The organism is Sporosarcina sp. ANT_H38 (genome assembly GCF_008369195.1).
Taxonomy (GTDB): domain Bacteria; phylum Bacillota; class Bacilli; order Bacillales_A; family Planococcaceae; genus Sporosarcina.
In genome coordinates this window covers 1-23,441 of the sequence record NZ_VOBC01000009.1, presented here as the reverse complement: position 1 = coordinate 23,441, position 23,441 = coordinate 1, and the positions used below count along the sequence as shown (strand labels likewise).

Below are 23,441 nucleotides of genomic sequence, written 5' to 3'. Positions count from 1 at the left end.
CTCAAAGAGTCTGGTGACGATTGCGAAGAGGTCACACCCGTTCCCATCCCGAACACGGAAGTTAAGCTCTTCAGCGCCGATGGTAGTTGGGGGTTTCCCCCTGCAAGAGTAGGACGTCGCCGGTCTCCAAGTAAGTCATTACCCATTGGGTAGTGGCTTTTTTTGTGTTTATTTTTAGGCTCTTCACCTTAACGTATACTTGAAATGTTTAACAATACAGGTGGTATTTCGTTATGTTTTTACAAAATACTACTTGGTTGTCGGCACTTTCGGCTATGGTTTTTCACGTTAAGAACAGTCTTTTGTGTTGAGCCTAATATTAATAATCTATTACCAAAAGCTTATCCAAGCTTGTATTGTGAGATCAATAATTTAAATAGCTTTTTATGAGTATCAAAAAATATAACCAAGTCATATAAATGGTCTTGGGTTTAATAGGTTAATTAATGGATTCAAAGTGTTATACGTTAACTTCTTAATCCTCAATTCTTGTAATTAATTTCAATACAGCCTATTGTTTGTAGACAACTAAAATCAAAGGGGCTAATTACATGAGTACAATCTATGAATTCTCAGTTAAAAAAGTAAATGGTGAAATTCAATCAATGGAAGACTATAAAGGAAAGCCTTTGATTATCGTAAATACAGCAAGCAAGTGTGGATTTGCCAGCCAGTTCAAAGAGTTACAGGAATTATATGAAGAAAATAAAGAGCGAGGTCTCGTTGTACTGGGCTTTCCATCGGACAATTTTAAGGATCAGGAATTCGATGATATAGAAAAGACGATGGAGTTTTGTGAAATCAACTTTGGAGTTACCTTTCCGATGTTCGCAAAAGTTAATGTGAAGGGAGATCATGCAGAACCACTTTTCACACATATGACTTCTCAAAAGAAAGGGATGCTTACAAAGGACATCAAGTGGAATTTCACGAAATTTCTGATTGATCGAAAGGGTAATGTCGTGGAACGGTTTGCACCTCAAACTTCACCACTTAAAATGAAGAATGCAATTGAACTAGTTATTTAGTGAATAATAGGAATAATTTTACTTGTAGTCACTGGCTTGACAGCTATTGTGACCGCTGATAACCTTTTAATAATATTCAATTGAAACTAATAGGAGGTATATTGAAATGTGGGAATCAAAATTTACACGTGAAGGGCTTACTTTCGATGATGTGTTGCTTGTACCGGGACCGTCTGAAGTATTGCCTAAAGATGTATCGCTCTCAGTCAATTTGACAAATAAAATAAAATTAAACATTCCAATTATCAGTGCAGGAATGGATACGGTTACTGAGTCGAAGATGGCAATTTCCATGGCACGTCAAGGTGGACTTGGTATCATTCATAAGAACATGAGTATAGAAGAACAAGCTGAACAGGTTGTCACGGTAAAACGTTCTGAAAATGGTGTTATTACTAATCCATTTTTCCTGACACCTGAGCATCAGGTTTTCGACGCTGAGCATTTGATGAGTAAATACCGCATTTCTGGCGTTCCAATTGTGAATAATAATGAAGAATTGAAACTTGTCGGTATCCTAACGAATCGTGATCTTCGTTTTATTCAAGACTACTCACTTGTTATTGATGATGTCATGACAAAAGAGAATCTTGTGACGGCTTCTGTAGGTACAACATTGGAAGATGCAGAGAAGATCTTGCAAAAGTATAAAATCGAGAAGCTTCCGATTGTCGATGACAATGGAATCCTCAAAGGTTTAATCACGATCAAGGATATTGAAAAGGTAATCGAGTTTCCAAATGCGGCGAAAGATAAACAAGGTCGTCTGCTAGTTGGTGCTGCGGTTGGTGTTACGACGGACACGATGGTACGTGTAGAGAAGCTTGTGAAGGCAGAAGTCGATGTTATCGTTATTGATACGGCACACGGGCATTCTAAAGGTGTTCTCGATGTGGTTGCACAGATAAGACTGCAGTTCCCGGATCTTGAAATTATTGCTGGTAATATTGCGACTGCAGAAGGTACGCGTGCGCTCTTTGAAGCGGGTGCGGATGTTGTTAAAGTCGGAATTGGTCCTGGATCAATTTGTACAACACGTGTTGTTGCAGGTGTTGGTGTTCCCCAAATTACAGCAATATACGAATGTGCCACAGAAGCACGTAAGTTAGGTAAAACAATTATTGCGGACGGTGGCATTAAATATTCTGGTGATATTGTTAAAGCACTTGCTGCTGGTGGACATGTTGTCATGCTCGGAAGTCTACTTGCAGGAACAACGGAAAGTCCAGGTGAAACTGAGATTTTCCAAGGGCGTCGTTTTAAAGTCTACCGTGGTATGGGATCGATTGCTGCAATGGAACGTGGTTCTAAAGATCGTTATTTCCAAGACGATGCGAAAAAGCTCGTACCTGAAGGAATTGAAGGACGTATGCCTTACAAAGGTCCCCTGTCCGATACGATTCATCAGCTAATCGGTGGAGTTCGTGCGGGAATGGGCTATTGTGGTACAAAAGATTTGCGTGATCTGCGTGAAAAAGCACAGTTCATCCGTATGACTGGCGCAGGATTACGTGAAAGCCATCCTCACCAAGTACAAATTACAAAAGAAGCTCCGAACTATACACTTTCATAAGGAATTTCAACTAAAGAATGATTGTTCTTGAGTTGTGAGTCGGAATGAAGGAACTTCAGCACCTTTCCTGCGTCTACATATGAGCGGAAAGGTGCTTTTTTGGTTTAGTTCCCATAGAGTAGCGGATATATGATAAAATGACATAGGGAAATAGCAATGACGGAGGTAGTATTATGAAACGACAAATGAGAAAATGGGTGGCATTGCTAATCATGCCGCTGTTGCTACTAACGACACTTGGTTCGGCTCCAGCTTACGCTGATACGAAACTAGGTATCCATGTCGATGGTGCAATTTTAATTGATGCGGAAAGTGGAAAGATACTATACGAAGAAAATGCCAATAAACCACTTGGCATTGCAAGTATGACAAAAATGATGACAGAGTACCTGCTTTTTGAGGCAATTGAGGAAGGTACAATAACTTGGGATCAAGAATATAAAGTGAACGACTATACGTATTCCATATCGCAAGATCGTCGACTTAGTAATGTTCCTTTACGAGAAGATGGTACATATACAATTCGTGAATTGTACGAGGCGTTAGCAATCTATTCCGCAAATGGAGCAACGATTGCAATTGCAGAATCAATTGCTGGAACCGAAACTGAATTTTTGAAACTGATGAATAAAAAAGCGAAAAAATTGGGCTTAGTAGATTATAAGTTTGTAAATGCAACAGGCCTGAATAATGGTGATTTACAAGGCATGCATCCACAAGGGACAGGCCCTGAAGATGAAAACGTTATGCCGGCAAAATCCGTTGCAAAGCTTGCGTATCATTTGTTAAAAGATTACCCGGAAGTGCTAGAAACAACGAAAATTAGTACAAAAATTTTCCGTGAAGGCACAACTGATAAAATTACGATGAAAAACTGGAACTTTATGCTTCCAGGGTTTGTATATGAATATGAAGGCGTTGACGGTCTTAAGACAGGTACAACAGACTTTGCAGGACATAACTTCACTGGGACAGCGACACGCGATGGTAAACGAGTCATTTCAGTTGTTATGAAAGCGGTCGATGCAAAAGGCGAAGGCTCGTACAAAGCTCGTTTCGATGCGACGCGTGCTTTGTTCGACTATGGTTTCGGACAATTCTCTGAAGTAGAATTCGTTCCGGCTGGTTATCAGTTTAAAGATTCTAAAACGCTCGACGTTGTCAAAGGAAAAGAGAAAACCGTCGCTGTAGAGGTGAAAGAGCCAATATCTATGATGGTGAAAACGAGTGAAAAAGATCTGTATGTACCGGAGCTTGTGATTGATGAGTCAAAAATAAAAGAAAATGCACTTCAAGCACCTATTAAAAAAGGTGAAGTTGTCGGGTATGTGAATCTCGTGAAAACAGAAGGAACGGATTATGGCTTCATTGATTCCGATAATCCGGGAGCTGAAATTGTTACGAAGGATGCAGTTGAGAAGGCTGGTTGGTTCTCGCTTACAATGAGCGCAATCGGTGACTTCTTCGCAAACATTTGGAATGGCGCAACGGGATTTGTAAAAGGTTTATTTAACTAAGAAAACGGCTGGAGTCTAGACACTGCTCCAAGGGAAAAACGTATACTTTCTTATCTTATAAAAAATCAAGGCGAAGAATCCTTAAATGGATTGCTCGCCTTTTTTTATACCCCAAACACTCATTAGGTCTTCTACCGCTGTTTTGATAGCATCTGTAGAAAGGCCGGCAAAGCCGATAAGGAAGGATGGTTCGCCAGCTTTGGGTGCTGTTCTATAGTCGTTTAATCCGTAGACACGAATACTTGCTCTGCGTGCTGCTAAGGCTAGGGATTGTTCATTTGTTTCGGTATGGACGGTAAGGATAATGTGCATGCCTGCCTCGTCGCCAGAAAATGAAATATGCGGAGTGTAGGATGACAATGCTTCGGTTAGAGCCTGGAGCTTGCGCTTGTAAATTTTTCGCATCCTATTTAGATGGCGTGAAAAATGTCCGTCAGCCATGAAGCGGGCGAGGATATGCTGATCAAGCCGCGGTACTGTCGCCGAATAATGAATGAATGCCTTTTCATACCGGTTTAGCAGTATAGGTGGAAGTACCATGTAAGCAATCCGGAGTGAGGGCATTAGAGATTTTGAAAATGTACTTAAATAAATGACGTTGCCACCTTTATCCATGCCTTGTAAGGAAGGGATTGGCCTGCCAGTGTAACGAAATTCACTGTCATAATCGTCTTCGATGATGAAGTGCTCTTCAGCTGATGAAGCCCAGTTCAATAAAGCGGTCCTACGCGACGCTGAGAGGACGATGCCTGTCGGGAATTGATGAGAGGGAGTCACATAGGCAACGGATGCCCCTGAGTGTTGCAGGCGGCTCACGTCCATCCCCTCTTCATCGACTGATATCGGAATTGCTTCTCGGTTATTGTGAAAGAATACATGATGGGTAAGTGGGTAGCCGGGATCTTCGATTGCGTACGTCGCTTCCGTGCCAAGAATCCGAATAACGAGTGGAATGAGTTGTTCCGTACCCGATCCGATGATTATTTGTTCTGGTGTACAGTCAACTCCACGTGAATGATATAAATAACGTGCAATTTCTTGGCGAAGTTCCAAATCTCCATGAGGGTGACCGAGTAGAAGGAGGTCCCTGGAAGAGTCATCGATAACGTCTTTCGCGTACTTTCGCCATTGGGTAAATGGAAATGATTCCGTATCAATCTTTCCTGGCGAGAAATCGAAGGTGACATCTACTATCGTTTCAGCTATCACCTCTTCTGAAACGTGTATCGGTTGGACGTAGGCAAGCTCTTCAATTGCCTGTACATAAAATCCTTTCCTTGGTTTGGATGAAATGAATCCTTCCGCGGCCAACTGTGCATAAGCAAGTTCAACAGTTGTCTGGCTCACATCGAGAAAGTCACCGAGTTTTCGTTTTGAAGGAAGTTTCATGCCGACAGCTAATTTACCGTCTGTGATATCGAGACGTATTTGATCGTACATTTGTTCATATAACGGAGTATCTGTACTTTTCTCTAGTTTGATTAATAGCATTTCCACAACAATCACTCCATCTGACCCTTTTAACTTGATTGGAACTGAGTATTTCAATAAGGTCATATTCTATTATACTGAAGAATAAGAAAAGGGGGAAGATAACATGAACTTTAAATACGGCGGGGTCATCATGGACGTCATTAATGCAGAGCAAGCTAAAATAGCGGAGGCGGCAGGTGCAATCGCAGTAATGGCACTTGAGCGTGTCCCTTCTGATATAAGAAAAGCTGGTGGCGTTGCGCGTATGGCGGATCCACGAATCATCACCGATGTACAGGGAGCTGTTTCGATTCCGGTCATGGCGAAAGCGCGTATTGGTCATATTTCTGAAGCGCGCGTACTTGAAGCACTCGGTGTTGATTACATCGATGAAAGTGAAGTATTGACACCGGCAGATGAAGAATTCCATTTGCTGAAGAGTGCATACAGTGTGCCCTTCGTTTGTGGGGCACGTGATCTTGGAGAAGCAGCACGTCGTCTTGGCGAAGGTGCTAAAATGCTTCGTACAAAAGGTGAACCGGGAACGGGGAATATTGTGGAAGCGGTACGTCACCTTCGAATGGTCAATGCCCAAGTGAGCAGACTGGTTCATATGAATGACGACGAAGTCATGACGGAAGCACGTAATCTTGGTGCACCTTATGAAATTCTTCTTGCCATCAAAAAACATGGACGTCTTCCCGTGACAAACTATGCAGCGGGCGGCGTGGCAACACCTGCAGATGCTGCACTAATGATGGAACTTGGTGCAGACGGTGTATTCGTAGGTTCAGGGATCTTTAAATCTGAAAATCCCGAGAAATTTGCACGTGCAATTGTGAAAGCAACAGCAAACTTTAAAGACTATAAACTGATTGGCGAACTATCTAAAGACATCGGCGAACCGATGAAAGGGTTAGAAATCGCGACTCTTCAAGTGGAAGAGCGTATGTCTGAACGCGGTTGGTAATCAATTAATACAAAAGCGGGGGGAATCTCTCGCTTTTTTGTATACTTAACCAGAGGTGATAACTATGGAACGATTAAAAGTGTTCGATGAAAACTATACCTATTTGAGAGATGAACATAGAGACAGGGTACACCGCGATGGATTATGGCATGAAACATTCCACTGCTGGTTAGTCGATGATCAGTTCCTCTATATTCAAAAAAGAAGCGACATGAAAAGAGATTTTCCTGGCCAGTTTGACATTACCGCTGCCGGTCACATTCTATCAACTGAATCTGTTGCAGACGGCATCCGTGAAGTCGAAGAGGAATTAGGTATAGTAGTCGACTTAACAAAGTTGCATTCGAAAGGCGTTGTGCAGAACTCCATTAAACTACCAAATTTTATTGACCGTGAGTTTTCGAATGTCTTCTTGTATGACTCAGCTTTTGTAGCAAGCGAATTTTCATTGCAACATGAAGAAGTAGAAAGTGTCCATGTCGTGGAGCGAAAAGCACTGATTGACCTTTTTGTTAATGAAGTAATGACAGTTAAATGCGTCAATATTTTTGATGGAGCGCAATCGGAAATTGGTCTCATGGACTTTGTTCCACATGAAAGAAAATATTTTGAACAAGTTGCACAAATTTTTAAAGGGTAATTTAAGAAAGCGGATACATTCTTTCTGTGCATGACTTGCCAAAAAAACAACCTTGTAGTAAAGTAAGGGTAATTTCAAACATGAGACGATGATGGGAAGCAGTAACAAGCGCGTTTTTTGAAGAGAGTCGGCGGGTGGTGCGAGCCGGTAAAAACACTTGTGAATCCGTCCCTGAGTAGCCGGGCTGAAACGTTAGTAGGCCTGTGCCGGTAGTTGAACCGTTATTTCAATGGAGTGGATTGGACTTAGCTGTTCAGTCAATTTGGGTGGCAACGCGGGTAGTTCTCGTCCCTTTTATAGGGAATCGAGGGCTTTTTTTGTTGTCCAGGATTCAGGCGCTATTCTTTATTGCCCACTTTCCATTATCGTCTGAAAATTAAGGAGGAATTGTTCATGCTAGATATTAAAAAGGTTCGTGCTAATTTCGATGAAGTAAAAGAGAAACTTTCTAAACGTGGGGAGGATATATCTCAGCTTGATAAATTCGGCGGACTCGATGACAAACGTAGAGAATTGATCGCGAGAGTTGAAGCTTTGAAAGCTGAACGTAATGAAGTATCCCAAAAAGTTGCTGAAATGAAGCGTAACAAGGAAAATGCAGACGAGATTATTGCACGGACACGTGAAGTCGGGGATGAAATCAAAAAACTTGATGAAGAACTGAACACAGTTGAAGAAGAATTGAACTATATCATGATGCGGATTCCAAACGTTCCACATGACAGCGTTCCAGTTGGTGATAGTGAAGACGATAACGTTGAAGTTTATACATGGGGAGAGAAGCCTGAATTCGGATTTGAACCAAAGCCACACTGGGAAGTGGGGACAGATTTAAATCTCCTTGATTTTGAACGTGCCGCAAAAGTAGCGGGAAGCCGTTTTGTCTTTTACCGCGGACTTGGTGCACGTCTCGAGCGTGCATTGATCAATTTCATGCTCGATCTTCATATTGAAGAGCATGGTTACGAAGAAATATTGCCGCCATACTTGGTAAACCGCACAAGCCTGACGGGGACAGGGCAGCTGCCGAAGTTCGAAGAAGACGCGTTTTTAGTTAACGAAGAGGATTACTTCCTTATTCCGACATCTGAAGTACCTGTAACAAACTTCCACCGCGATGAAATTCTGAATGTCACACAATTGCCAGTTGCATTTGCTGCTTATAGCACGAATTTCCGCTCAGAAGCAGGATCTGCGGGACGTGATACACGCGGTCTAATCCGTCAGCATCAGTTCAACAAAGTGGAGCTTGTCCGTTTTGTGAAACCTGAAGATTCTTATGATGAACTCGAAAAACTGACAGGGCATGCAGAAAAAGTATTGCAATTGTTGAAATTGCCATACCGCAAACTAAAAATGTGTACAGCAGATTTAGGATTCACTGCAGCGAAGAAATATGATCTAGAAGTATGGATTCCAACACAAAATCTATACCGCGAGATCTCTTCTTGTTCAAACTTTGAAGATTTCCAAGCACGCCGTGCAAATATTCGTTTCCGCCGTGAAGTGGGTGCGAAACCTGAATACCTTCATACATTGAACGGAAGTGGGCTAGCAATTGGCCGTACTGTGGCAGCAATTCTTGAAAATTACCAGCAGGAAGACGGTTCTGTCGTTATTCCCGACGTTCTACGTCCTTACATGGGCGGAAAAGAAGTTATTACTAACTAAGGTTAATTGAAATAAAGATCCTCTTCGAATCCGCTCCGGCGCTAAGGGGACACCTTTGCTCAATTTTCACATGTATTCATGTTTTCAATATGTAATGAAAAAAAGAGGCTCTCCCAAAGTTATTTAACTTTAGGAGCAGCCTCTTTTTTTAAAGATAATAATGTATAAGTTTTTTAACCTGGAACAGTGTCTAGACTCCAGGTGCCAGCCACAGGAAGTGGCGCACTAAAGCTGCGTTTCTTTTATGCGCCTTCCGTTTTTCTTAATTTCTTCTTCCGTTCGCGAATGGCTCTGAAAAATGCCGTCAGTATCTCCCCACATTCATCCGCTAGCATGCCTTCAACTACATCACATTCATGATTAAACCGTGGATCGTTCAACAAGCGATAGAGCGAGTCGACACAACCGCCTTTTGGATCGCGGGCACCATAGACAACGCGCGGAATTCTAGATTGTAAAATAGCGCCAGCGCACATCGGGCATGGCTCGAGTGTCACATACAATGTAGTATTTTCAAGGCGCCAACTGCCGATTTTCTTGCAGGCGTCCTGAATGGCGGACAATTCTGCATGAGTGACAGCATTTTGGGTCGTTTCCCGTAAATTATGTGCCCGCGCAATGACTTTATCGTCATGCACAATGATCGCACCGATAGGAACTTCACCTAGGGCTTGTGCTTTCATTGCTTCGTCAATTGCCATTTGCATATAGTATCGATCTTGATTAAAAGTATCCATTAGTAATCTCTCCTTGGTGATCTGCTAATTATAAAGTTATTTAATTGTAGGGCAGGGTTAAAATGAAGTTGTTTAACTACGATATAAAATAATTCCCCGTACTTAAGGCTTTAACGATATCTAAGGACTATTCCTAGATTCATCACTATTTAGTTAAATGTTATAGATCCCCTAACATACACTTCAATTCTTTTTGATTTTCAGATAGCCAAATCATTTCCTTTGCAAAACGTTCTGGGGGTCCACTATGGTGATCCATGCTTGAGTTTATCCACCATGTACTTTCCATAAACCACAACATTTTTAAAGAGCTGATTAGGAACCCTTTCTCACATATACGTTTCTCACTATATCCTTCTATAAAAGCTAGTACAAGGGAAACATCAAAGTCGTTTTCATGTAAGGCACCAGATATAACAGCTCTTGCAACATCAAGCTGTGGGTAGTCATAGTTCAATCTATCGAAATCTAAAAAAGCACTTACTTTTTTCTCTTTGAACAATAAATTGTCTACCCAGAGATCACGGTGAGCCCATCCAGTTTCATTTAGATTAAAATCTTCCAAATTTATAGTTTCGGTTACCCTATATTGTGTTTCTAATATAGGTAATAAATATGGTTTGTCGGCATCATTTGCATGATTCCAAGCCGATTTCCAATGGGTTAAACGTTCCTGCCGACTTGGGGGAATAAATTCGGGGCTTCTCTTAACCCTTAATGTATTGTCATTTAACAAATGGTGCATTTCTCCTGTTATTCGGCCTAAGTCATGCATTTGATGAATATCTAACTTCCCAGGAGGCACTACAGCACCATCACAGTATTCCATTACTATAAAAAGTTCGCCTTTATCCGATTCAAATAGAAACTGACCTTCATAAGAATAGAGTTTAGGACATGGAAAACCTTTTTTATGTAATTGCATTTGTTGAGAGAAGGCCACTAATAGCTTTTCGTGGTTATATAGTTTGTATCTTTCTTTGTTGTATTGCTTGATTAAAAAAACGCTAGAGTCTGTTGTGATTTTCCACTTTAAGTTTAGCCAACCACGTTTTATAGGTATTGCTTCTAATACTTTAAATCCAAAGTATCGTTTACAGGTATTAATAATGTCGTCCAACACCATTTCTTCTGTTAATAAAAATCCCATATTTCATCTCCTCCTATTTTTTGCTTTGGAGTAATGCACCTAATTCATTACACATTAACGGGGGGTAAGAGCTCAGCTGATTGAAGATTAACTTAATTGTAAATGTAACATCATTATTGTCATTCCACACTTATATTGGATATTGTCTGGCTGTAGCCGCCAGATGCTCGGGATATAATTCATCCCGAAAACTTTACGGGTTCGCCAGCCGCAGGACGGGACGAACTGAAATTGCATTCCTTCAAATTGTTCCACGTGGAAAAATACTGTTTAATGCTTAAGACAGATGTGTACTCTGTATTTCAATTCACCTGTGTGATAAAATGAAGAGCGTTATATAAATATGACATGAAGGAGGATTACTGATGTCTGTTCCGTTCATAGCAGTCGAAGGTCCGATTGGAGTTGGGAAAACGTCACTTTCTAAAGCAATCGCGGACATACAGCAATTCCATCAGCTAAAAGAGATTGTGGATGAAAATCCATTTTTAAATAAATTTTACAATAACATTGAGGAATGGAGCTTCCAAACTGAAATGTTTTTTCTTTGTAATCGATACAAGCAGCTTAGTGATACAAAAAACGAAATATTGATTGAAAAGAAACCGGTCGTTGCCGATTATCATATTTTTAAAAATCTCATTTTCGCAAAAAGGACTCTAGCTCCTGAAGAATATGTGAAGTATGAGGAGATCTATAAGATTTTGACGCAGGACATGCCTGTGCCAAACGTCATTATTTACCTCCACGCGAGTTTGGACACGCTCATGAAGCGCATCTCCATACGCGGGCGTGAATTTGAGAAAAACATGGATCCTGCTTATTTACAGCAGCTTGCTGAAGATTACGAAACGTTCATAACGTATTTTGAAACTGCGCATCCTGAAATTCCTGTTCTTCGTTTCAATGGAGATGATCTTGATTTTGTTAACAATGAAAAGGATCTGCAATTCATTTTAGATACTGTCGATGCAACGATACGAAAAGGAGTTACTTTGAATGAACTTACGTGAAAAATATGGCATTCCACAAAATGCTGTCATTACAATTGCAGGGACTGTTGGTGTAGGCAAGTCGACGATGACGCAGGCACTTGCGGATGCACTAAACTTCAGGACATCATTTGAAAATGTTGAGCAGAATCCGTACCTTGATCTTTTTTACAAGGACTTTGAAAAATGGAGCTTCCATTTACAAATTTATTTCCTTGCAGAGCGTTTCAAGGAGCAGAAACGGATTTTCGAATATGGCGGTGGTTTTATCCAAGACCGGTCGATTTATGAAGATACAGGCATTTTTGCGAAAATGCATATGGAAAAAGGGACGATGAATCCCGTTGATTATGATACGTATACGAATCTGTTCGAAGCGATGGTCATGACGCCATACTTCCCGCATCCTGATTTGCTTGTTTATTTGGAGGGACCACTTGACGGGATTATCTCACGTGTTAAAGAACGCGGTCGTGTAATGGAACAGGAGACACCAATTACTTATTGGGAAGAGATGCACGGGCGGTATGAGAATTGGATTAATTCATTCAATGCGTGCCCTGTTTTACGTCTTGATATTAATGACTATGATCTTATTAATAATCCCGGTGAGGTGGAAACGATTGTCGATAAAATCGGGCATTCCCTCAAGCAGACATCGCTTTTGAAGAAGTAAAATAAACTACCAAAATGCAGCCCTCGACACGGGTTGCATTTTTTAATTCACAAATCTCACCGTTTTCGAATACGATGTAGTGTTTACACTTGTGGGAGATTTGGGAGTGAAGGTGAGTGAATAATTGTTGGGGAATCGTGTGCTGGTATCCAATACAGCCTTGTAATTGCATGAGTAAAGCAACTATCGAACTGGGCAACTTGTTCCGACGTCTTTGGAGTGAACATGTGGCGTGGACGCGGGGGACAGTTAGTGGCCTTGTTTTTGACACGCCGGACGCAAGTTTTGTTGTTGCGCGTCTTTTGCAAAATACGCGGGATATGGGCGAGGCAATAAAACCTTATTATGGTGTGACTGCTGCGCAGAAATATAGTCAATTGTTGAAGGAACATATAACGCTTGCAGGGGACTTGGTAGAGGCCACAGCAGAAGAAAATACTGAAAAGGCGACGGATATAGAAAAAGAGTGGTTTCAAAATGGGGAGGAGATTGTGATGTTTTGGAATAGCATCAATCCTTATTTATCACTAGAAGACTTCAGAAAAATGTTTTACGAACATTTATCAATTATTAAACAAGGGACGGTCAGCTTGTTTAACAAAGACTTCAAGACTGGTATAGAAGCCTTTGACAAAATGGAGACGGAAGCATTGGGAATGGCGGATATGATTACAAAATCGATTGTAAAGCAATTTCCTTATAAGTTTATTTGAATAAAAATAAGGATTACAGGAGTGATTGTGAAGTGAACCCTTATTCAAATGAAATACCTTCTTATCTTGTTGGGGCGGTTAAAAACTCTAGCTACCAGGGACCATATTCACAATATACAGCGCCCGTCAGGTATATCTTGAATAACCAAGTCGATTTATATGGAAGATGTTGCATAAGTAAGGCGGAAGTCGAATTTATGAGTATGAATCGGCTGCTCTGGATGGAGCATGTTAACTGGACGAGGATGACGATTATGGGCATCGTATTCGGCTTGCCGGATTTACCGTCTGTCCAAGAGCGTCTTTTGAGAAATGCGACTGATTTGGGGAATAGCTTACGGCCCTTTTATGGCGATAAAATTGCGGATAGATACACTGAGCTTATTAGGGAGCATTTAGTACTAGCCGCCGAATTAGTAACGGCAGCTACAAAAGGGGATTCAGCAACAGCGACGGAAAAAGAGAAGCAATGGTACCGTAACGCAGATGAGATTGTTGATTTTTTAAGCAGTATTAATCCGTATTTAGAGAAAGAAGAGGTAAGGAAAATGTTTTATACGCATTTGGCTTTAACTAAACAGGAAGCGGTTTATATGCTTCAGAAAAACTATAAGGCTGATATTGAAGTGTTCGATAAAATCGAAGCGCAAGCTTTAGAGATGTCGGATATGATTGCAGGTGCCATTGTTAAGCAATTTCCGGGTATGTTTATGCCTTCGTGTTAAGAAAAATAGCACAGCATCCAATGAGACGGTGTTCCCTTTGTTCTATATGTATATTGTATAATTGAATACCATTATAAACTCATTAAGCGTAGGCGCTTTAACGGGGATAGCCGAAGCCCTAAGATTGGCGGTGAAGCTGCTTGGCTTAGAGCGGGAGGCATCCCTGAGGGCCCTAGCGAATTCAATTGCATTCATTATTTAGTTAGAAAGCACCGCAGACTTCAGAAAAAACTCGGCATACAGTTCTTTTAAGATTTTGTTTTCGTCAGCTTTGTGGACACCGAATACAAGACTCACTTCTGAAGAACCTTGGTTAATCATCTGGATACTGGCGCCTGTACGTGAGATGGCTGAGGCGGCACGAGCAGCTAGTCCAGTGGAATGGCGCATTCCTTCGCCTACAAGAACAATCATAGAGTAATTGGAATGCATGTGGACGTGATCCACATTCAATTCTTCTTTCACCCGATGTATAATCCGCGCTTCTTTATCAGCGTTGAGGAATTTGCTTCTGATGATGACGGACAAATTGTCGATTCCGGAAGGCGTGTGTTCAAATGGAATTTCTTCTTCCTCTAAGATTTGTAATAACTTTCTTCCAAACCCAATTTCCTGGTTCATTAAATATTTATCGACAAACAGAGTGGAAAATCCGCTATCTGCTGCAATGCCAATGACTGGCTGTGCAAAGTAATTTCGTTCATTGACGATAAGTGTTCCTGGAGCTTGCGGATTGTTGGTGTTTTTAATGCACACAGGAACGGAACGACGGAATGCGGGCATGAGCGCTTCATCGTGAAAGACGGAGAATCCAGCGTAGGATAGTTCTCGCATTTCACGGTAAGTCATTTTATCAATGCCGACTGGACTATCGACAATATTTGGGTTGGCTGCAAAGACAGAATCAACGTCTGTAAAGTTTTCATACAGTTCAGCTTCTGTAGCTGCTGCTAGCAGAGATCCTGTTATGTCCGATCCGCCTCTGTTGAATGTTCTAAGTGTTCCGTCTTTTGTGTAGCCAAAAAAACCTGGAAAAACAATTATGCCGGATTTATCCCGTAACTGTACTAAACGATCATCGCCTTCGGGCAACGCGCGCACCCGTTCGGGCCGTTCATTGACAAGTAGACCGGCATCTTTTGGACACATATAGTTTGCATCCATTCCAATATGTGTGAAGTAAGCTGCAATGAGCTTCGCGTTGTTATCTTCTCCAGATGCTTTTAAGCAATCCATGAAAAGGTTGGCGTCGCTTTTGTTGTTAGTGAGACGTTCTTGCAAATCACTTTTAATAATGGATATAATTCCCTTTGCAAGACCGAGTCCGGCCGCGATTTGTTCGTAGCGTTCTACTACTCCCATCAGTTCTTGTTCTATATCTTCCTCATTAAGAGCCTTTTCAGCAAGTTGGATTAGCAAATCTGTTACTTTTTCATCCGAATTAAAGCGTTTTCCGGGTGCCGAGACAACGATGATTTTACGGGCAGGATCAGCTTTTACGATTTGGGCAACTTTTTTTATTTGGTCGGCGGATGCTACAGAAGTGCCACCGAATTTACAAACTTTCACATACATCAAATCCAATCTATTATATAGTGGGTTGAATCTACTTATTCTGCAATTTTATCACAAACAGGGTTGTTATTATCCGAATATTTCACTATAATGTCTTTATGCGGAGAACGATTGTTTTTTCATAGTGTACATACAGTTAGGAGAATCGTCAATGAAAAATGAAATTAACATTGGATTATTAGGATTCGGGGTTGTTGGCGGCGGAGTGGCTAAAATATTGCAGGATCATCAAGAAGACTTGCATCATAAGCTTGGTGTCCCTGTCAAAATAAAAAAAGTTCTCGTGAAAAACTTACATAAAGATCGGGAAACACCTCTTCCTCTAGAAGCGTTTACTGACAATCTGTATGAAGTTCTAGAAGACTCGTCAATAGATTTAATAGTAGAAGTGATGGGCGGCACTTATGATGCGAAAGAGGCGATTGAACGCTCACTGCGTGCTGGCAAAGGGGTCGTAACAGCAAACAAGGACGTCATGGCGGAGTTTGGACCCGAGTTACTGAGGTTAGCGGATGAAAACAAGTGTGACTTGTTTTACGAAGCGAGTGTTGGCGGTGGAATTCCTTTAATCCGCACGCTTGAAGATGGTCTTGCCTCTGATCGGATCCGGGCGTTGACGGGTATTGTGAATGGGACGACGAACTTTATTTTGACAAAAATGAAACATGAAAAGATGTCTTATGAAGATGCATTGGCAAAGGCGACAGCGCTCGGGTTTGCAGAAGCAGATCCATCGGCGGATGTTGATGGAATAGATGCGGCACGTAAAATGGTCATTTTGTCTTCATTGTCTTTTTCCACAGAAATCCGTCTGGAAGATGTCTTTGTGAGAGGGATGAAGGAAATTCGGGAAGGTGATCTCGAGTTGGCTGAGCAGTTCGGCTATACAGTAAAGTTGGCGGGTTCAGCTAAAAAGAATGAAGATGGTATCGAAGTGGCAGTAGAGCCTGTGCTTTTCCCGAATTCACACCCATTGGCGTCTGTGAACAATGAGTTCAATGCAGTATATATTTATGGAGATGCCGTTGGGGAGACAATGTTCTATGGACCGGGGGCAGGATCACTGCCGACTGCCACATCCGTAACGGGAGATATTGTAGCAGCGTGCCGTAATTTACTACTAGGTGTCAATGGTAAAAGGTTACACGCGCCGCAGTTTGAGCGGAAAGTGAAAAGTGATAGCGATAAGTTCGCACGTTATTTCCACCGTATTTGCGTGAGAGATGAAGTCGGTGTCTTGACGAAGTTAACGTCAATTTATAGCAAGCACGGTGCAAGCCTAGCGACAGTTGTTCAGCATTCCGATAAAAAGGCAGCTGATGCAGAACTAATTTTCATCACGCACCAGATTTCTCGACAACAGCATTTAGATATTATGAATGAATTGAACGAAACACCAGAGGTAGTCGGAGTACTAAGCCACTACCGGGTAGAGGGGGAAGAATGATGAAAAGATGGAATGGATTAATTGAGGAATATAAAGAATGGTTACCGGTGACAGAAAATACGCCAGCATTGACGTTGCAGGAAGGGAATACTCCTCTCATTCATATGACAAATTTATCGGAGCAATGGGGCATCAACCTTTACGTGAAGACGGAAGGAACGAATCCGACTGGTTCATTTAAAGACCGGGGCATGGTTATGGCGGTCGCAAAGGCGAAAGAAGAAGGGAAAAAGGTTCTAATTTGTGCATCGACGGGTAATACGTCTGCATCGGCAGCGGCATATGGTGCGCGTGCTGGAATGCGTACAATTGTTGTTATTCCGGAAGGGCGAATCGCACTTGGGAAGCTAGCGCAAGCAAAAATGTATGGTGCAGAAATCGTAGAAATCGAAGGCAACTTTGATGAGGCATTAGCAATGGTGCGGGCGGCGGGCACGGGAGACGTTGCGCTTGTGAACTCGGTTAACCCGTATCGCCTTGAAGGTCAAAAGACAATTGCATTTGAAACGATTGAGCAACTTGGAAAAGTACCAGATATTTTCGCGCTTCCGGTTGGGAATGCGGGTAATATTTCTGCGGCTTGGAAAGGGTTCAAGGAATATGCTGATAAGAAGGGGACGACGCTACCGGTTCTTCTTGGTGTACAAGCTGACGGAGCTGCTCCGATTGTTTATAATCGCGTATTCGAAAACCCTGAAACGGTTGCAACAGCGATTCGAATCGGCAATCCCGCAAGTTGGGAACTTGCCAACAAAGCCTTAGCGGAATCAAATGGAACCATCCTTGCTGTAACGGATGAAGAGATTTTAGAAGCATATAGTTTAATTGCTTCTTCTGAAGGTATCTTTGCAGAACCTGGCTCGTGCGCATCAATTGCAGGTGTTAAAAAGCAAGTGGAGAGCGGCTTATTGAAAAAAGGTTCAACTGTAGTTGCGGTATTGACGGGTAATGGATTAAAAGATCCTGATACAGCTATTGAAGTAAATAAAGAGCAACCAATGATGTCACGGGAGCAATTTGATGCATTTCTAAGTAGGTTGAAGGCGGGGACAAAGTAATGGTGGAATCCAGTTTTTCCGTTGTCGTACCTGCATCGACGGCAAATCTTGGTCCAGGCTTCGACAGTATCGGACTTGCGCTTAACCTTTATATGACGGTGGACGTATCGCCGTCAGAGGATTGGGAAGTTACGTATAAAGACGATGGTTTTGAAGATTTACCAACCGGAGAAGATAATTTAATTGTGAAGACTGTTACTGATATAGCTGACCGTAAAGGACTTGTTGTGCCTGTATCACGGCTTATCATTCAGTCGGATATTCCGCTTGGTAAAGGACTTGGAAGCAGTGCAACAGCAATTGCGGCAGGAATTGAAATTGCGAATCAGCTTCTTGTATTGAATCTTTCCGAGAAGGAAAAAGTGCTTTTAGGCAGTGGGTACGAAGGGCATGCGGATAATATTTCGGCTGCGCTTCTTGGGGGAGTGACAATTTCTTATTTCGATGGCGTGGCAATGGATATCGTCCATATTCCGGAACCGAAAATGGGAGCAGTGATACTTGTTCCGCCTGAGGCATTGCTGACGGAAGCATCTAGGGGGCTTCTACCAGGCGAACTCTCGCACGCAGAAGCAACACGTAGCAGTGCAGCTGCGAACGTGCTCTCGGCGGCGATTGCTCGAGATGATTGGGAAACGGCGGGGCGTATGATGGAAAAGGATACTTTTCACGAGCCATACCGCAAGAAGTTATTTCCGGAATTCGACCGTATTCGTAAAGTTTGCCAGGAGCGTGGTGCGTACGGCGTGACAATAAGTGGCGCGGGTCCTTCTTTATTCGTGGCTGTGAAACAAGGCGTTGAGAGCGAATTGGCAATGCGATTGGCAGCTGAGTTTCCGTACTATGATTGTATTGCTGTCAAACCATCTATTGAGGGTGCGATGATTGAATTAAGAAAAGAGCAAGCGCCTCGGTAGACCCGAAAAACACTGGCCGATTAGACTCGGCATTTCCTGTTGCAACGCCGGCACTAGAGTCTAGACACCAATCCTTGTCGATAAAATATACGTTCTTACATTTGAACAAAAAAGAAGCGGACCAGTTAAATGGGTCCGCTTCTTGAGGTTTAATTAGTATTAATAGGCAAAATAAAAATTCGTTATCTACTAACGAATTCGATTTCAAGAATATAAGTTTAGTTGAAAAAATGGAGGAGGTAGAGGGATTCGAACCCCCGCGGGATTTGACTCCCCTGTCGGTTTTCAAGACCGATCCCTTCAGCCGAGCTTGGGTATACCTCCGTATCAACAATTAATAATTTATCACGTATGAAATCCAGTGTCAACAATTTCATGAAAATAATTTTGTTTATATGATATTATTTGATTTAACCTAGTAAATTGAGTATACTTGTAAATGCCGTGCTAGGTGGGGAGATAGCGGTGTCCTGTAACTTGCAATCCGCTCTAGCAAGACTGAATCCCTTCCCGAGGCTGTCCGTATTGTAGGGCCTGCCTCTTGCACGCAGTGTTGACGTTTGGGTCCCGCGCAATGGGAACCTATGAACCATGTCAGGTCCGGAAGGAAGCAGCATTAAGTGGATTTTCTCATGTGCCGCGGGGTCGCCTAGACCGAGCTGGCGACGAGAGTAACGCTTATGTGCGGCTGTCAGAGGAAGGTGCACGGCATTAATTTCACAATTCGACTCGTCCGTTTCTGCGGACGAGTTTTTTGTTGTCTAGACTTCAGCGCCTAGCCCCTTGGATCCACAGGACGTGGCGACCTTGGGTTGCCTGCATCTTTCGCTGAGGAGCCATTGAGTAAAGGGAAATAACGCCTATTTTCAATGGTTTCACAGCGCTTGTTGGGCTTGCCAGGCGATCACGCTTTTCTTGTTGTCTAGAAAAGGGATTAGTATGTACGTTTATGCTATAATGGAGACATTAGCGCATTGCGTCAAAAGGAGAGGAAACTGTTGGTGTATCAAGCTTTTTACCGCGTATATCGGCCTCAGTCATTTGCTGAGATGTCCGGACAGCAACATGTGAAACAGACACTTCAGAACGCCCTCCTTCATAATAAGACGACACATGCTTATCTTTTCTCGGGTCCAAGAGGTACGGGAAAGACAAGTGCCGCGAAAGTTTTTGCTAAAGCGTTAAATTGTGAAAATGGCCCAGCAAAAGAACCATGCAATGAATGTCCGACGTGTATCAGCATCACAGAAGGGTCGAATACGGATGTCATCGAATTTGATGCGGCTTCGAACTCGCGTGTTGAGGAAATGCGAGACATTATTGAAAAAGTGCGGTTTGCCCCGTCGAATGCTCGTTTTAAAGTGTATATTATCGATGAGGTACATATGTTATCAAATTCGGCATTCAACGCGCTTTTGAAAACACTTGAGGAACCGCCATCGCATGTCGTATTTATCTTGGCAACTACGGAACCGCATAAACTGCCATTGACGATTATTTCGAGATGTCAGCGCTTTGATTTTAAACCGATTACACCTGCTGATATTACTGATCGAATGAAGACAGTGCTTGCGGATACGGGTATTGAGTCTGATGAAAGTGCTTTGAAAGTAATTGCGCAGGCGGCTTCAGGAGGAATGCGTGATGCACTCAGTATGCTCGATCAAGTTGTGTCGTTCAGTGGAGACAAGATAACAATTGAAGATGCACTTCTTGTAACTGGATCAATTGGCGAAGATATTTTCTATCAGTTGGCGGAGGCGCTGCTCGGCAAAGATGCTGGCGTGGTACTAACATTGTTTGATCGACTTATTGCGGAGGGGAAAGATGTTTCCAGACTAGCAGAAGATCTAATTACCTTTTTCAGGGATCTTCTTCTACTACGAACAGCACCCAGCTTAAAAGATTTACTCGAACTCATACCCGGCGATGAACGGTTTGTGGAAATGGCACAACGATTTGAAATGGATACGTTGTATTTATTCATCGATATACTAGCAAAAACGCAACAGGAAATGCGGTTCTCGAATCACGCGAAAGTCTATATTGAATCTGCCTTTTTGAAAATGATTCATCTTGACAGCCCTGTACAGGTCGGTGGTAGCAATCACGCTGTTGACCCAGGACTTACACAGAAGGTGGCGGAACTTGAACGCACAATCGTGGAGTTGCAACAACAAATGTCTAGTGGTGGGATGAATAAGCAAACAGGTGCAGAACAATCCGCACAACCGCGGAAAAATGCATCAAAATCATCGCAAGGTTTCAAAGTTCCAACAGGTAAAATACATGAAGTATTGAAATCTGCGACAAAACAAGACATCAAGACGATTCGTGAAGAGTGGGCGGGAATGATGCAGACGATGCAAAGGTCACATGCTGCAATTCTCGAAGAAACAGAACCGGTCGCAGCATCAGAGAATGCTTTTGTGTTAAAATTCAAATATGAAATCCATTGCCTAATGGCATCTGAAAATACGTCACTTCGGTCGGGTCTGTCTGATGCTTTACGTTCACGAACCGGGAAAGCGTATGAAGTCGTGTATGTCCCTGAAGATGGTTGGTTGAGTGTAAGGGGAGACTTCATTCGAAAAAACGGTCTTGTTAAACAACAAGAACCGGAAAGTTCCGATGAAGGGGCACCTGACGATGAAATGCTTTCTTTTGTAAAGGAAGCAGAGCAGGAAAATGCGGATCCAATTGTAACTGAGGCAGAAAAGATTTTTGGGAAAGATTTCATAGAAGTTCATGACGATTAAAAATTAGAGGAGGAAACGAACATGAAGGGTATGGGAAATATGCAAGGCATGATGAAACAGATGCAAAAAATGCAAAAACAAATGGCTGTAGCACAGGAAGAGCTCGGTGAAAAACGTCTTGAGGGCGCGGCGGGTGGAGGCATGGTGAAAGTCATCGTATCTGGAGATAAGCAAGTTGTCGAAGTAATCGTCGATCCGTCTGTAGTGGATCCGGAGGATGTTGAAATGCTACAAGACCTTATTGTTATTGCTACTAATGATGCTATGTCTAAAGCAGAAGAATTAACGAACTCGACGATGGGTCAATTCACAAAAGGGTTGAACCTGCCAGGAATGTTCTAGGAGGTACACGAATGCATTACCCTGAACCAATATCAAAACTGATGGATAGTTTTATGAAATTGCCAGGTATCGGCCCGAAAACAGCGGGTCGTCTGGCGTTTTTTGTCTTAAGCATGAAGGAAGATACTGTGTTGGATTTTGCAAAAGCCCTTGTTGACGCTAAACGGAATCTGCGTTTTTGTTCAGTTTGCGGACATATTACAGATATCGACCCCTGCCATATTTGTCAGGATACACAACGCGATGGTTCGGTAATTTGTGTTGTTCAAGATCCGAAAGATGTTATTGCTTTGGAGAAAATGAGGGATTTCAAAGGGCTTTATCATGTTCTTCATGGTGCCATCTCTCCGATGGACGGGGTTGGTCCTGAAGATATTAATGTCCCATCCCTGCTAGTTCGATTGCAGAATGAAGAGGTTGAGGAATTAATTTTAGCAACGAACCCTACAATAGAAGGAGAAGCAACCGCGATGTATATTTCGAGGCTTGTAAAACCCTCGGGAATTAAAACAACAAGGATTGCACATGGTTTACCTGTCGGTGGCGATTTAGAATATGCGGATGAAGTTACATTATCGAAGGCACTGGAAGGTCGCCGGGAGTTATAGGGGGTCCGCTTCAGTGTTTGGTAGAAAGAGTAAGTTGAAAAAAGAGTTTGATGAACATCTTCATTCATTAATGGTAGAAACGAAAGAAGAGTGGGAACGAGCGCGGAGTATTGAGAGATATCTTAATGATTATGACCAAGAAGTGATTGCTAGGCGGAAAATAGCCGAGTGTAAACACTTTTATTTATACAAAGAGGCGAAAGCTCGACAGTTAGGCAAGGATTGATATATTTTCACGGGACTGCATAGAATGGACCATTCATTGAAAAGGAGTGTTTCCCGTGAAAGTTATCGGTATTGTTGTCGTTATATTGGTCCTTCTTCTATTAGTGGTGGTGGATAAGAAACATATCCAAAAAGCTTTGGAACGTTTATCGATCTATTGGTTTCGATTGGCGTTCGCATTCCTTGTTCTTTTCGCAATGAATGTGGCAGGGGGCTTTGTGGGTATCTATGTGCCCGTAAACATTGCGTCAGGACTATTACTCGCTGTATTAGGGATACCAGGAATCGCTACGCTATGCGCTTTTGCAATATTTTTATGAAAGTTTGTTATAAAGTGTTGACTTATGTTTGGATACGTAGTAATCTTATGTATGTCGCCAGTGAGGGACGCGAAACACACAAGGGAATGCAACTTGATTCCATAACAATGAACCTTGAAAACTGAACAGCAAAACATCAATGAAATACAGCGAGAGTGCTAACGCACTTAAGCAAAACGTTTCTAGTAAGTCGACTTTGGTCGGACGAAAAAAACACACACTAGAATCTTCGGATTCGGGGGAGGAATTTGATTCCTCCTTAGTCAGCAAGAAATGAGCTATTCATTTTCTTCTATTATGGAGAGTTTGATCCTGGCTCAGGACG

Annotated in this window: 22 protein-coding genes, 1 tRNA gene, 1 rRNA gene, 1 other RNA gene and 1 other annotated feature; of the genes, 20 read left to right on the top strand and 5 right to left on the bottom strand. The window is 42.3% G+C overall.

Annotated elements, in window-relative coordinates; translation table 11 throughout:
• Positions 1 to 9: 9 nt before the first annotated feature.
• The 4 genes from rrf (at position 10) to FQ087_RS22025 (ending at position 4,118) form a co-directional block, all read left to right on the top strand.
• Positions 10 to 125 (top strand): 5S ribosomal RNA (gene rrf, locus FQ087_RS22040).
• A 426-nt stretch (positions 126 to 551) separates the two neighbouring features.
• Positions 552 to 1,028, top strand: coding sequence for a glutathione peroxidase (locus FQ087_RS22035; RefSeq protein WP_149582755.1), 477 nt, complete (start codon positions 552 to 554; stop codon positions 1,026 to 1,028).
• A gap of 106 nt (positions 1,029 to 1,134) precedes the next feature.
• Positions 1,135 to 2,601, top strand: a complete 1,467-nt coding sequence (gene guaB, locus FQ087_RS22030; RefSeq protein WP_149582754.1) for an IMP dehydrogenase — start codon at positions 1,135 to 1,137, stop codon at positions 2,599 to 2,601.
• Positions 2,602 to 2,774: 173 nt separating this feature from the next.
• On the top strand, positions 2,775 to 4,118 hold the full coding sequence (locus tag FQ087_RS22025; RefSeq protein WP_149582753.1) for a serine hydrolase: 1,344 nt from the start codon (positions 2,775 to 2,777) through the stop codon (positions 4,116 to 4,118).
• Between the two features lie 81 nt (positions 4,119 to 4,199).
• Here the strand turns inward: FQ087_RS22025 and pdxR are convergent, their stop codons facing one another.
• Positions 4,200 to 5,615 (bottom strand): MocR-like pyridoxine biosynthesis transcription factor PdxR, encoded by a 1,416-nt coding sequence (gene pdxR / locus FQ087_RS22020; RefSeq protein WP_149582752.1) that lies wholly within the window; start codon positions 5,613 to 5,615, stop codon positions 4,200 to 4,202.
• A 100-nt stretch (positions 5,616 to 5,715) separates the two neighbouring features.
• Here pdxR and pdxS point away from each other — a divergent pair, with 100 nt between their 5' ends.
• The 3 genes from pdxS to serS all read left to right on the top strand — a co-directional run bounded on the left by pdxS (position 5,716) and on the right by serS (position 8,872).
• Positions 5,716 to 6,561, top strand: coding sequence for a pyridoxal 5'-phosphate synthase lyase subunit PdxS (gene pdxS / locus FQ087_RS22015; RefSeq protein WP_149582751.1), 846 nt, complete (start codon positions 5,716 to 5,718; stop codon positions 6,559 to 6,561).
• A 64-nt stretch (positions 6,562 to 6,625) separates the two neighbouring features.
• Entirely contained in the window at positions 6,626 to 7,201 is a 576-nt protein-coding gene (locus tag FQ087_RS22010; protein WP_149582750.1) for an NUDIX hydrolase, read from the top strand.
• 79 nt (positions 7,202 to 7,280) lie between these two features.
• Positions 7,281 to 7,497 (top strand) — a binding site (T-box leader).
• Positions 7,498 to 7,594: 97 nt separating this feature from the next.
• The gene (serS, locus tag FQ087_RS22005) at positions 7,595 to 8,872 is read left to right on the top strand and encodes a serine--tRNA ligase (RefSeq protein ID WP_149582749.1); all 1,278 of its coding nucleotides are present in this window, start codon (positions 7,595 to 7,597) and stop codon (positions 8,870 to 8,872) included.
• Positions 8,873 to 9,114: 242 nt separating this feature from the next.
• Here the strand turns inward: serS and tadA are convergent, their stop codons facing one another.
• Together tadA and FQ087_RS21995 are read right to left on the bottom strand one after the other, a co-directional pair.
• Positions 9,115 to 9,609, bottom strand: coding sequence for a tRNA adenosine(34) deaminase TadA (gene tadA, locus FQ087_RS22000; protein ID WP_149582748.1), 495 nt, complete (start codon positions 9,607 to 9,609; stop codon positions 9,115 to 9,117).
• 160 nt (positions 9,610 to 9,769) lie between these two features.
• Complete coding sequence (locus FQ087_RS21995) at positions 9,770 to 10,759, bottom strand: phosphotransferase (RefSeq protein ID WP_149582747.1); 990 nt, start codon at positions 10,757 to 10,759, stop codon at positions 9,770 to 9,772.
• Positions 10,760 to 11,124: 365 nt separating this feature from the next.
• On the opposite strand from FQ087_RS21995, the gene FQ087_RS21990 reads away from it, so the two are divergent.
• From FQ087_RS21990 to FQ087_RS21975, 4 genes are all read left to right on the top strand, one after another.
• Entirely contained in the window at positions 11,125 to 11,772 is a 648-nt protein-coding gene (locus FQ087_RS21990; protein ID WP_149582746.1) for a deoxynucleoside kinase, read from the top strand.
• On the top strand, positions 11,759 to 12,427 hold the full coding sequence (locus FQ087_RS21985; RefSeq protein WP_149582745.1) for a deoxynucleoside kinase: 669 nt from the start codon (positions 11,759 to 11,761) through the stop codon (positions 12,425 to 12,427). Before FQ087_RS21990 ends, FQ087_RS21985 begins: the two co-directional genes overlap by 14 nt.
• 116 nt (positions 12,428 to 12,543) lie before the next feature.
• Positions 12,544 to 13,140 carry an acetylglutamate kinase gene (locus FQ087_RS21980; protein WP_255452509.1) on the top strand — a complete coding sequence of 199 codons (597 nt, stop codon included), beginning with the start codon at positions 12,544 to 12,546 and terminating at the stop codon, positions 13,138 to 13,140.
• A 32-nt stretch (positions 13,141 to 13,172) separates the two neighbouring features.
• Positions 13,173 to 13,865 carry a hypothetical protein gene (locus FQ087_RS21975; protein ID WP_370456103.1) on the top strand — a complete coding sequence of 231 codons (693 nt, stop codon included), beginning with the start codon at positions 13,173 to 13,175 and terminating at the stop codon, positions 13,863 to 13,865.
• Between the two features lie 198 nt (positions 13,866 to 14,063).
• Here FQ087_RS21975 and FQ087_RS21970 read toward each other — a convergent pair whose 3' ends face one another.
• Entirely contained in the window at positions 14,064 to 15,434 is a 1,371-nt protein-coding gene (locus tag FQ087_RS21970) for an aspartate kinase (protein ID WP_149582744.1), read from the bottom strand.
• Positions 15,435 to 15,591: 157 nt separating this feature from the next.
• Here FQ087_RS21970 and FQ087_RS21965 point away from each other — a divergent pair, with 157 nt between their 5' ends.
• From FQ087_RS21965 to thrB, 3 genes are read left to right on the top strand one after another with little or no spacing between them, the layout of a single operon-like run.
• Positions 15,592 to 16,887, top strand: coding sequence for a homoserine dehydrogenase (locus FQ087_RS21965; RefSeq protein ID WP_149582743.1), 1,296 nt, complete (start codon positions 15,592 to 15,594; stop codon positions 16,885 to 16,887).
• Complete coding sequence (thrC, locus tag FQ087_RS21960) at positions 16,887 to 17,945, top strand: threonine synthase (protein WP_149582742.1); 1,059 nt, start codon at positions 16,887 to 16,889, stop codon at positions 17,943 to 17,945. The genes FQ087_RS21965 and thrC overlap by 1 nt, the downstream gene beginning before the upstream one ends.
• The gene (gene thrB, locus FQ087_RS21955; RefSeq protein WP_149582741.1) at positions 17,945 to 18,862 is read left to right on the top strand and encodes a homoserine kinase; all 918 of its coding nucleotides are present in this window, start codon (positions 17,945 to 17,947) and stop codon (positions 18,860 to 18,862) included. The genes thrC and thrB overlap by 1 nt, the downstream gene beginning before the upstream one ends.
• A 231-nt stretch (positions 18,863 to 19,093) precedes the next feature.
• On the opposite strand, the gene FQ087_RS21950 is transcribed toward thrB, so the two are convergent.
• A tRNA-Ser gene (locus FQ087_RS21950) sits at positions 19,094 to 19,186 on the bottom strand.
• 118 nt (positions 19,187 to 19,304) lie between these two features.
• Between FQ087_RS21950 and ffs the strand changes: the two genes are divergently transcribed.
• The 6 genes from ffs to FQ087_RS21920 all read left to right on the top strand — a co-directional run bounded on the left by ffs (position 19,305) and on the right by FQ087_RS21920 (position 23,116).
• Positions 19,305 to 19,571, top strand: an RNA gene (gene ffs / locus FQ087_RS21945) — signal recognition particle sRNA large type.
• Positions 19,572 to 19,860: 289 nt separating this feature from the next.
• A complete protein-coding gene (gene dnaX / locus FQ087_RS21940; RefSeq protein ID WP_149582740.1) occupies positions 19,861 to 21,621 on the top strand; it encodes a DNA polymerase III subunit gamma/tau in 1,761 nt (586 codons plus the stop codon).
• A gap of 21 nt (positions 21,622 to 21,642) precedes the next feature.
• A complete protein-coding gene (locus FQ087_RS21935) occupies positions 21,643 to 21,963 on the top strand; it encodes a YbaB/EbfC family nucleoid-associated protein (RefSeq protein ID WP_149582739.1) in 321 nt (106 codons plus the stop codon).
• An 11-nt stretch (positions 21,964 to 21,974) separates the two neighbouring features.
• On the top strand, positions 21,975 to 22,571 hold the full coding sequence (gene recR, locus FQ087_RS21930) for a recombination mediator RecR (protein ID WP_149582738.1): 597 nt from the start codon (positions 21,975 to 21,977) through the stop codon (positions 22,569 to 22,571).
• 13 nt (positions 22,572 to 22,584) lie between these two features.
• Positions 22,585 to 22,797, top strand: a complete 213-nt coding sequence (locus FQ087_RS21925; protein ID WP_255452506.1) for a YaaL family protein — start codon at positions 22,585 to 22,587, stop codon at positions 22,795 to 22,797.
• Positions 22,798 to 22,852: 55 nt separating this feature from the next.
• Positions 22,853 to 23,116 carry a pro-sigmaK processing inhibitor BofA family protein gene (locus FQ087_RS21920; protein WP_149582737.1) on the top strand — a complete coding sequence of 88 codons (264 nt, stop codon included), beginning with the start codon at positions 22,853 to 22,855 and terminating at the stop codon, positions 23,114 to 23,116.
• Positions 23,117 to 23,441: the final 325 nt, after the last annotated feature.

Bases quoted from the DNA above. Each gene is read 5' to 3' on its own strand.
- FQ087_RS21965 (WP_149582743.1), top strand. From the start codon at position 15,592: ATGAAAAATGAAATTAACATTGGATTATTAGGATTCGGGGTTGTTGGC.
- recR (WP_149582738.1), top strand. From the start codon at position 21,975: ATGCATTACCCTGAACCAATATCAAAACTGATGGATAGTTTTATGAAA.
- FQ087_RS21995 (WP_149582747.1), bottom strand. From the start codon at position 10,759: ATGGGATTTTTATTAACAGAAGAAATGGTGTTGGACGACATTATTAAT.
- FQ087_RS22035 (WP_149582755.1), top strand. From the start codon at position 552: ATGAGTACAATCTATGAATTCTCAGTTAAAAAAGTAAATGGTGAAATT.
- FQ087_RS21935 (WP_149582739.1), top strand. From the start codon at position 21,643: ATGAAGGGTATGGGAAATATGCAAGGCATGATGAAACAGATGCAAAAA.
- FQ087_RS22010 (WP_149582750.1), top strand. From the start codon at position 6,626: ATGGAACGATTAAAAGTGTTCGATGAAAACTATACCTATTTGAGAGAT.
- tadA (WP_149582748.1), bottom strand. From the start codon at position 9,609: ATGGATACTTTTAATCAAGATCGATACTATATGCAAATGGCAATTGAC.
- serS (WP_149582749.1), top strand. From the start codon at position 7,595: ATGCTAGATATTAAAAAGGTTCGTGCTAATTTCGATGAAGTAAAAGAG.
- pdxS (WP_149582751.1), top strand. From the start codon at position 5,716: ATGAACTTTAAATACGGCGGGGTCATCATGGACGTCATTAATGCAGAG.
- thrB (WP_149582741.1), top strand. From the start codon at position 17,945: ATGGTGGAATCCAGTTTTTCCGTTGTCGTACCTGCATCGACGGCAAAT.
- FQ087_RS21985 (WP_149582745.1), top strand. From the start codon at position 11,759: ATGAACTTACGTGAAAAATATGGCATTCCACAAAATGCTGTCATTACA.
- FQ087_RS22025 (WP_149582753.1), top strand. From the start codon at position 2,775: ATGAAACGACAAATGAGAAAATGGGTGGCATTGCTAATCATGCCGCTG.
- FQ087_RS21990 (WP_149582746.1), top strand. From the start codon at position 11,125: ATGTCTGTTCCGTTCATAGCAGTCGAAGGTCCGATTGGAGTTGGGAAA.
- thrC (WP_149582742.1), top strand. From the start codon at position 16,887: ATGAAAAGATGGAATGGATTAATTGAGGAATATAAAGAATGGTTACCG.
- guaB (WP_149582754.1), top strand. From the start codon at position 1,135: ATGTGGGAATCAAAATTTACACGTGAAGGGCTTACTTTCGATGATGTG.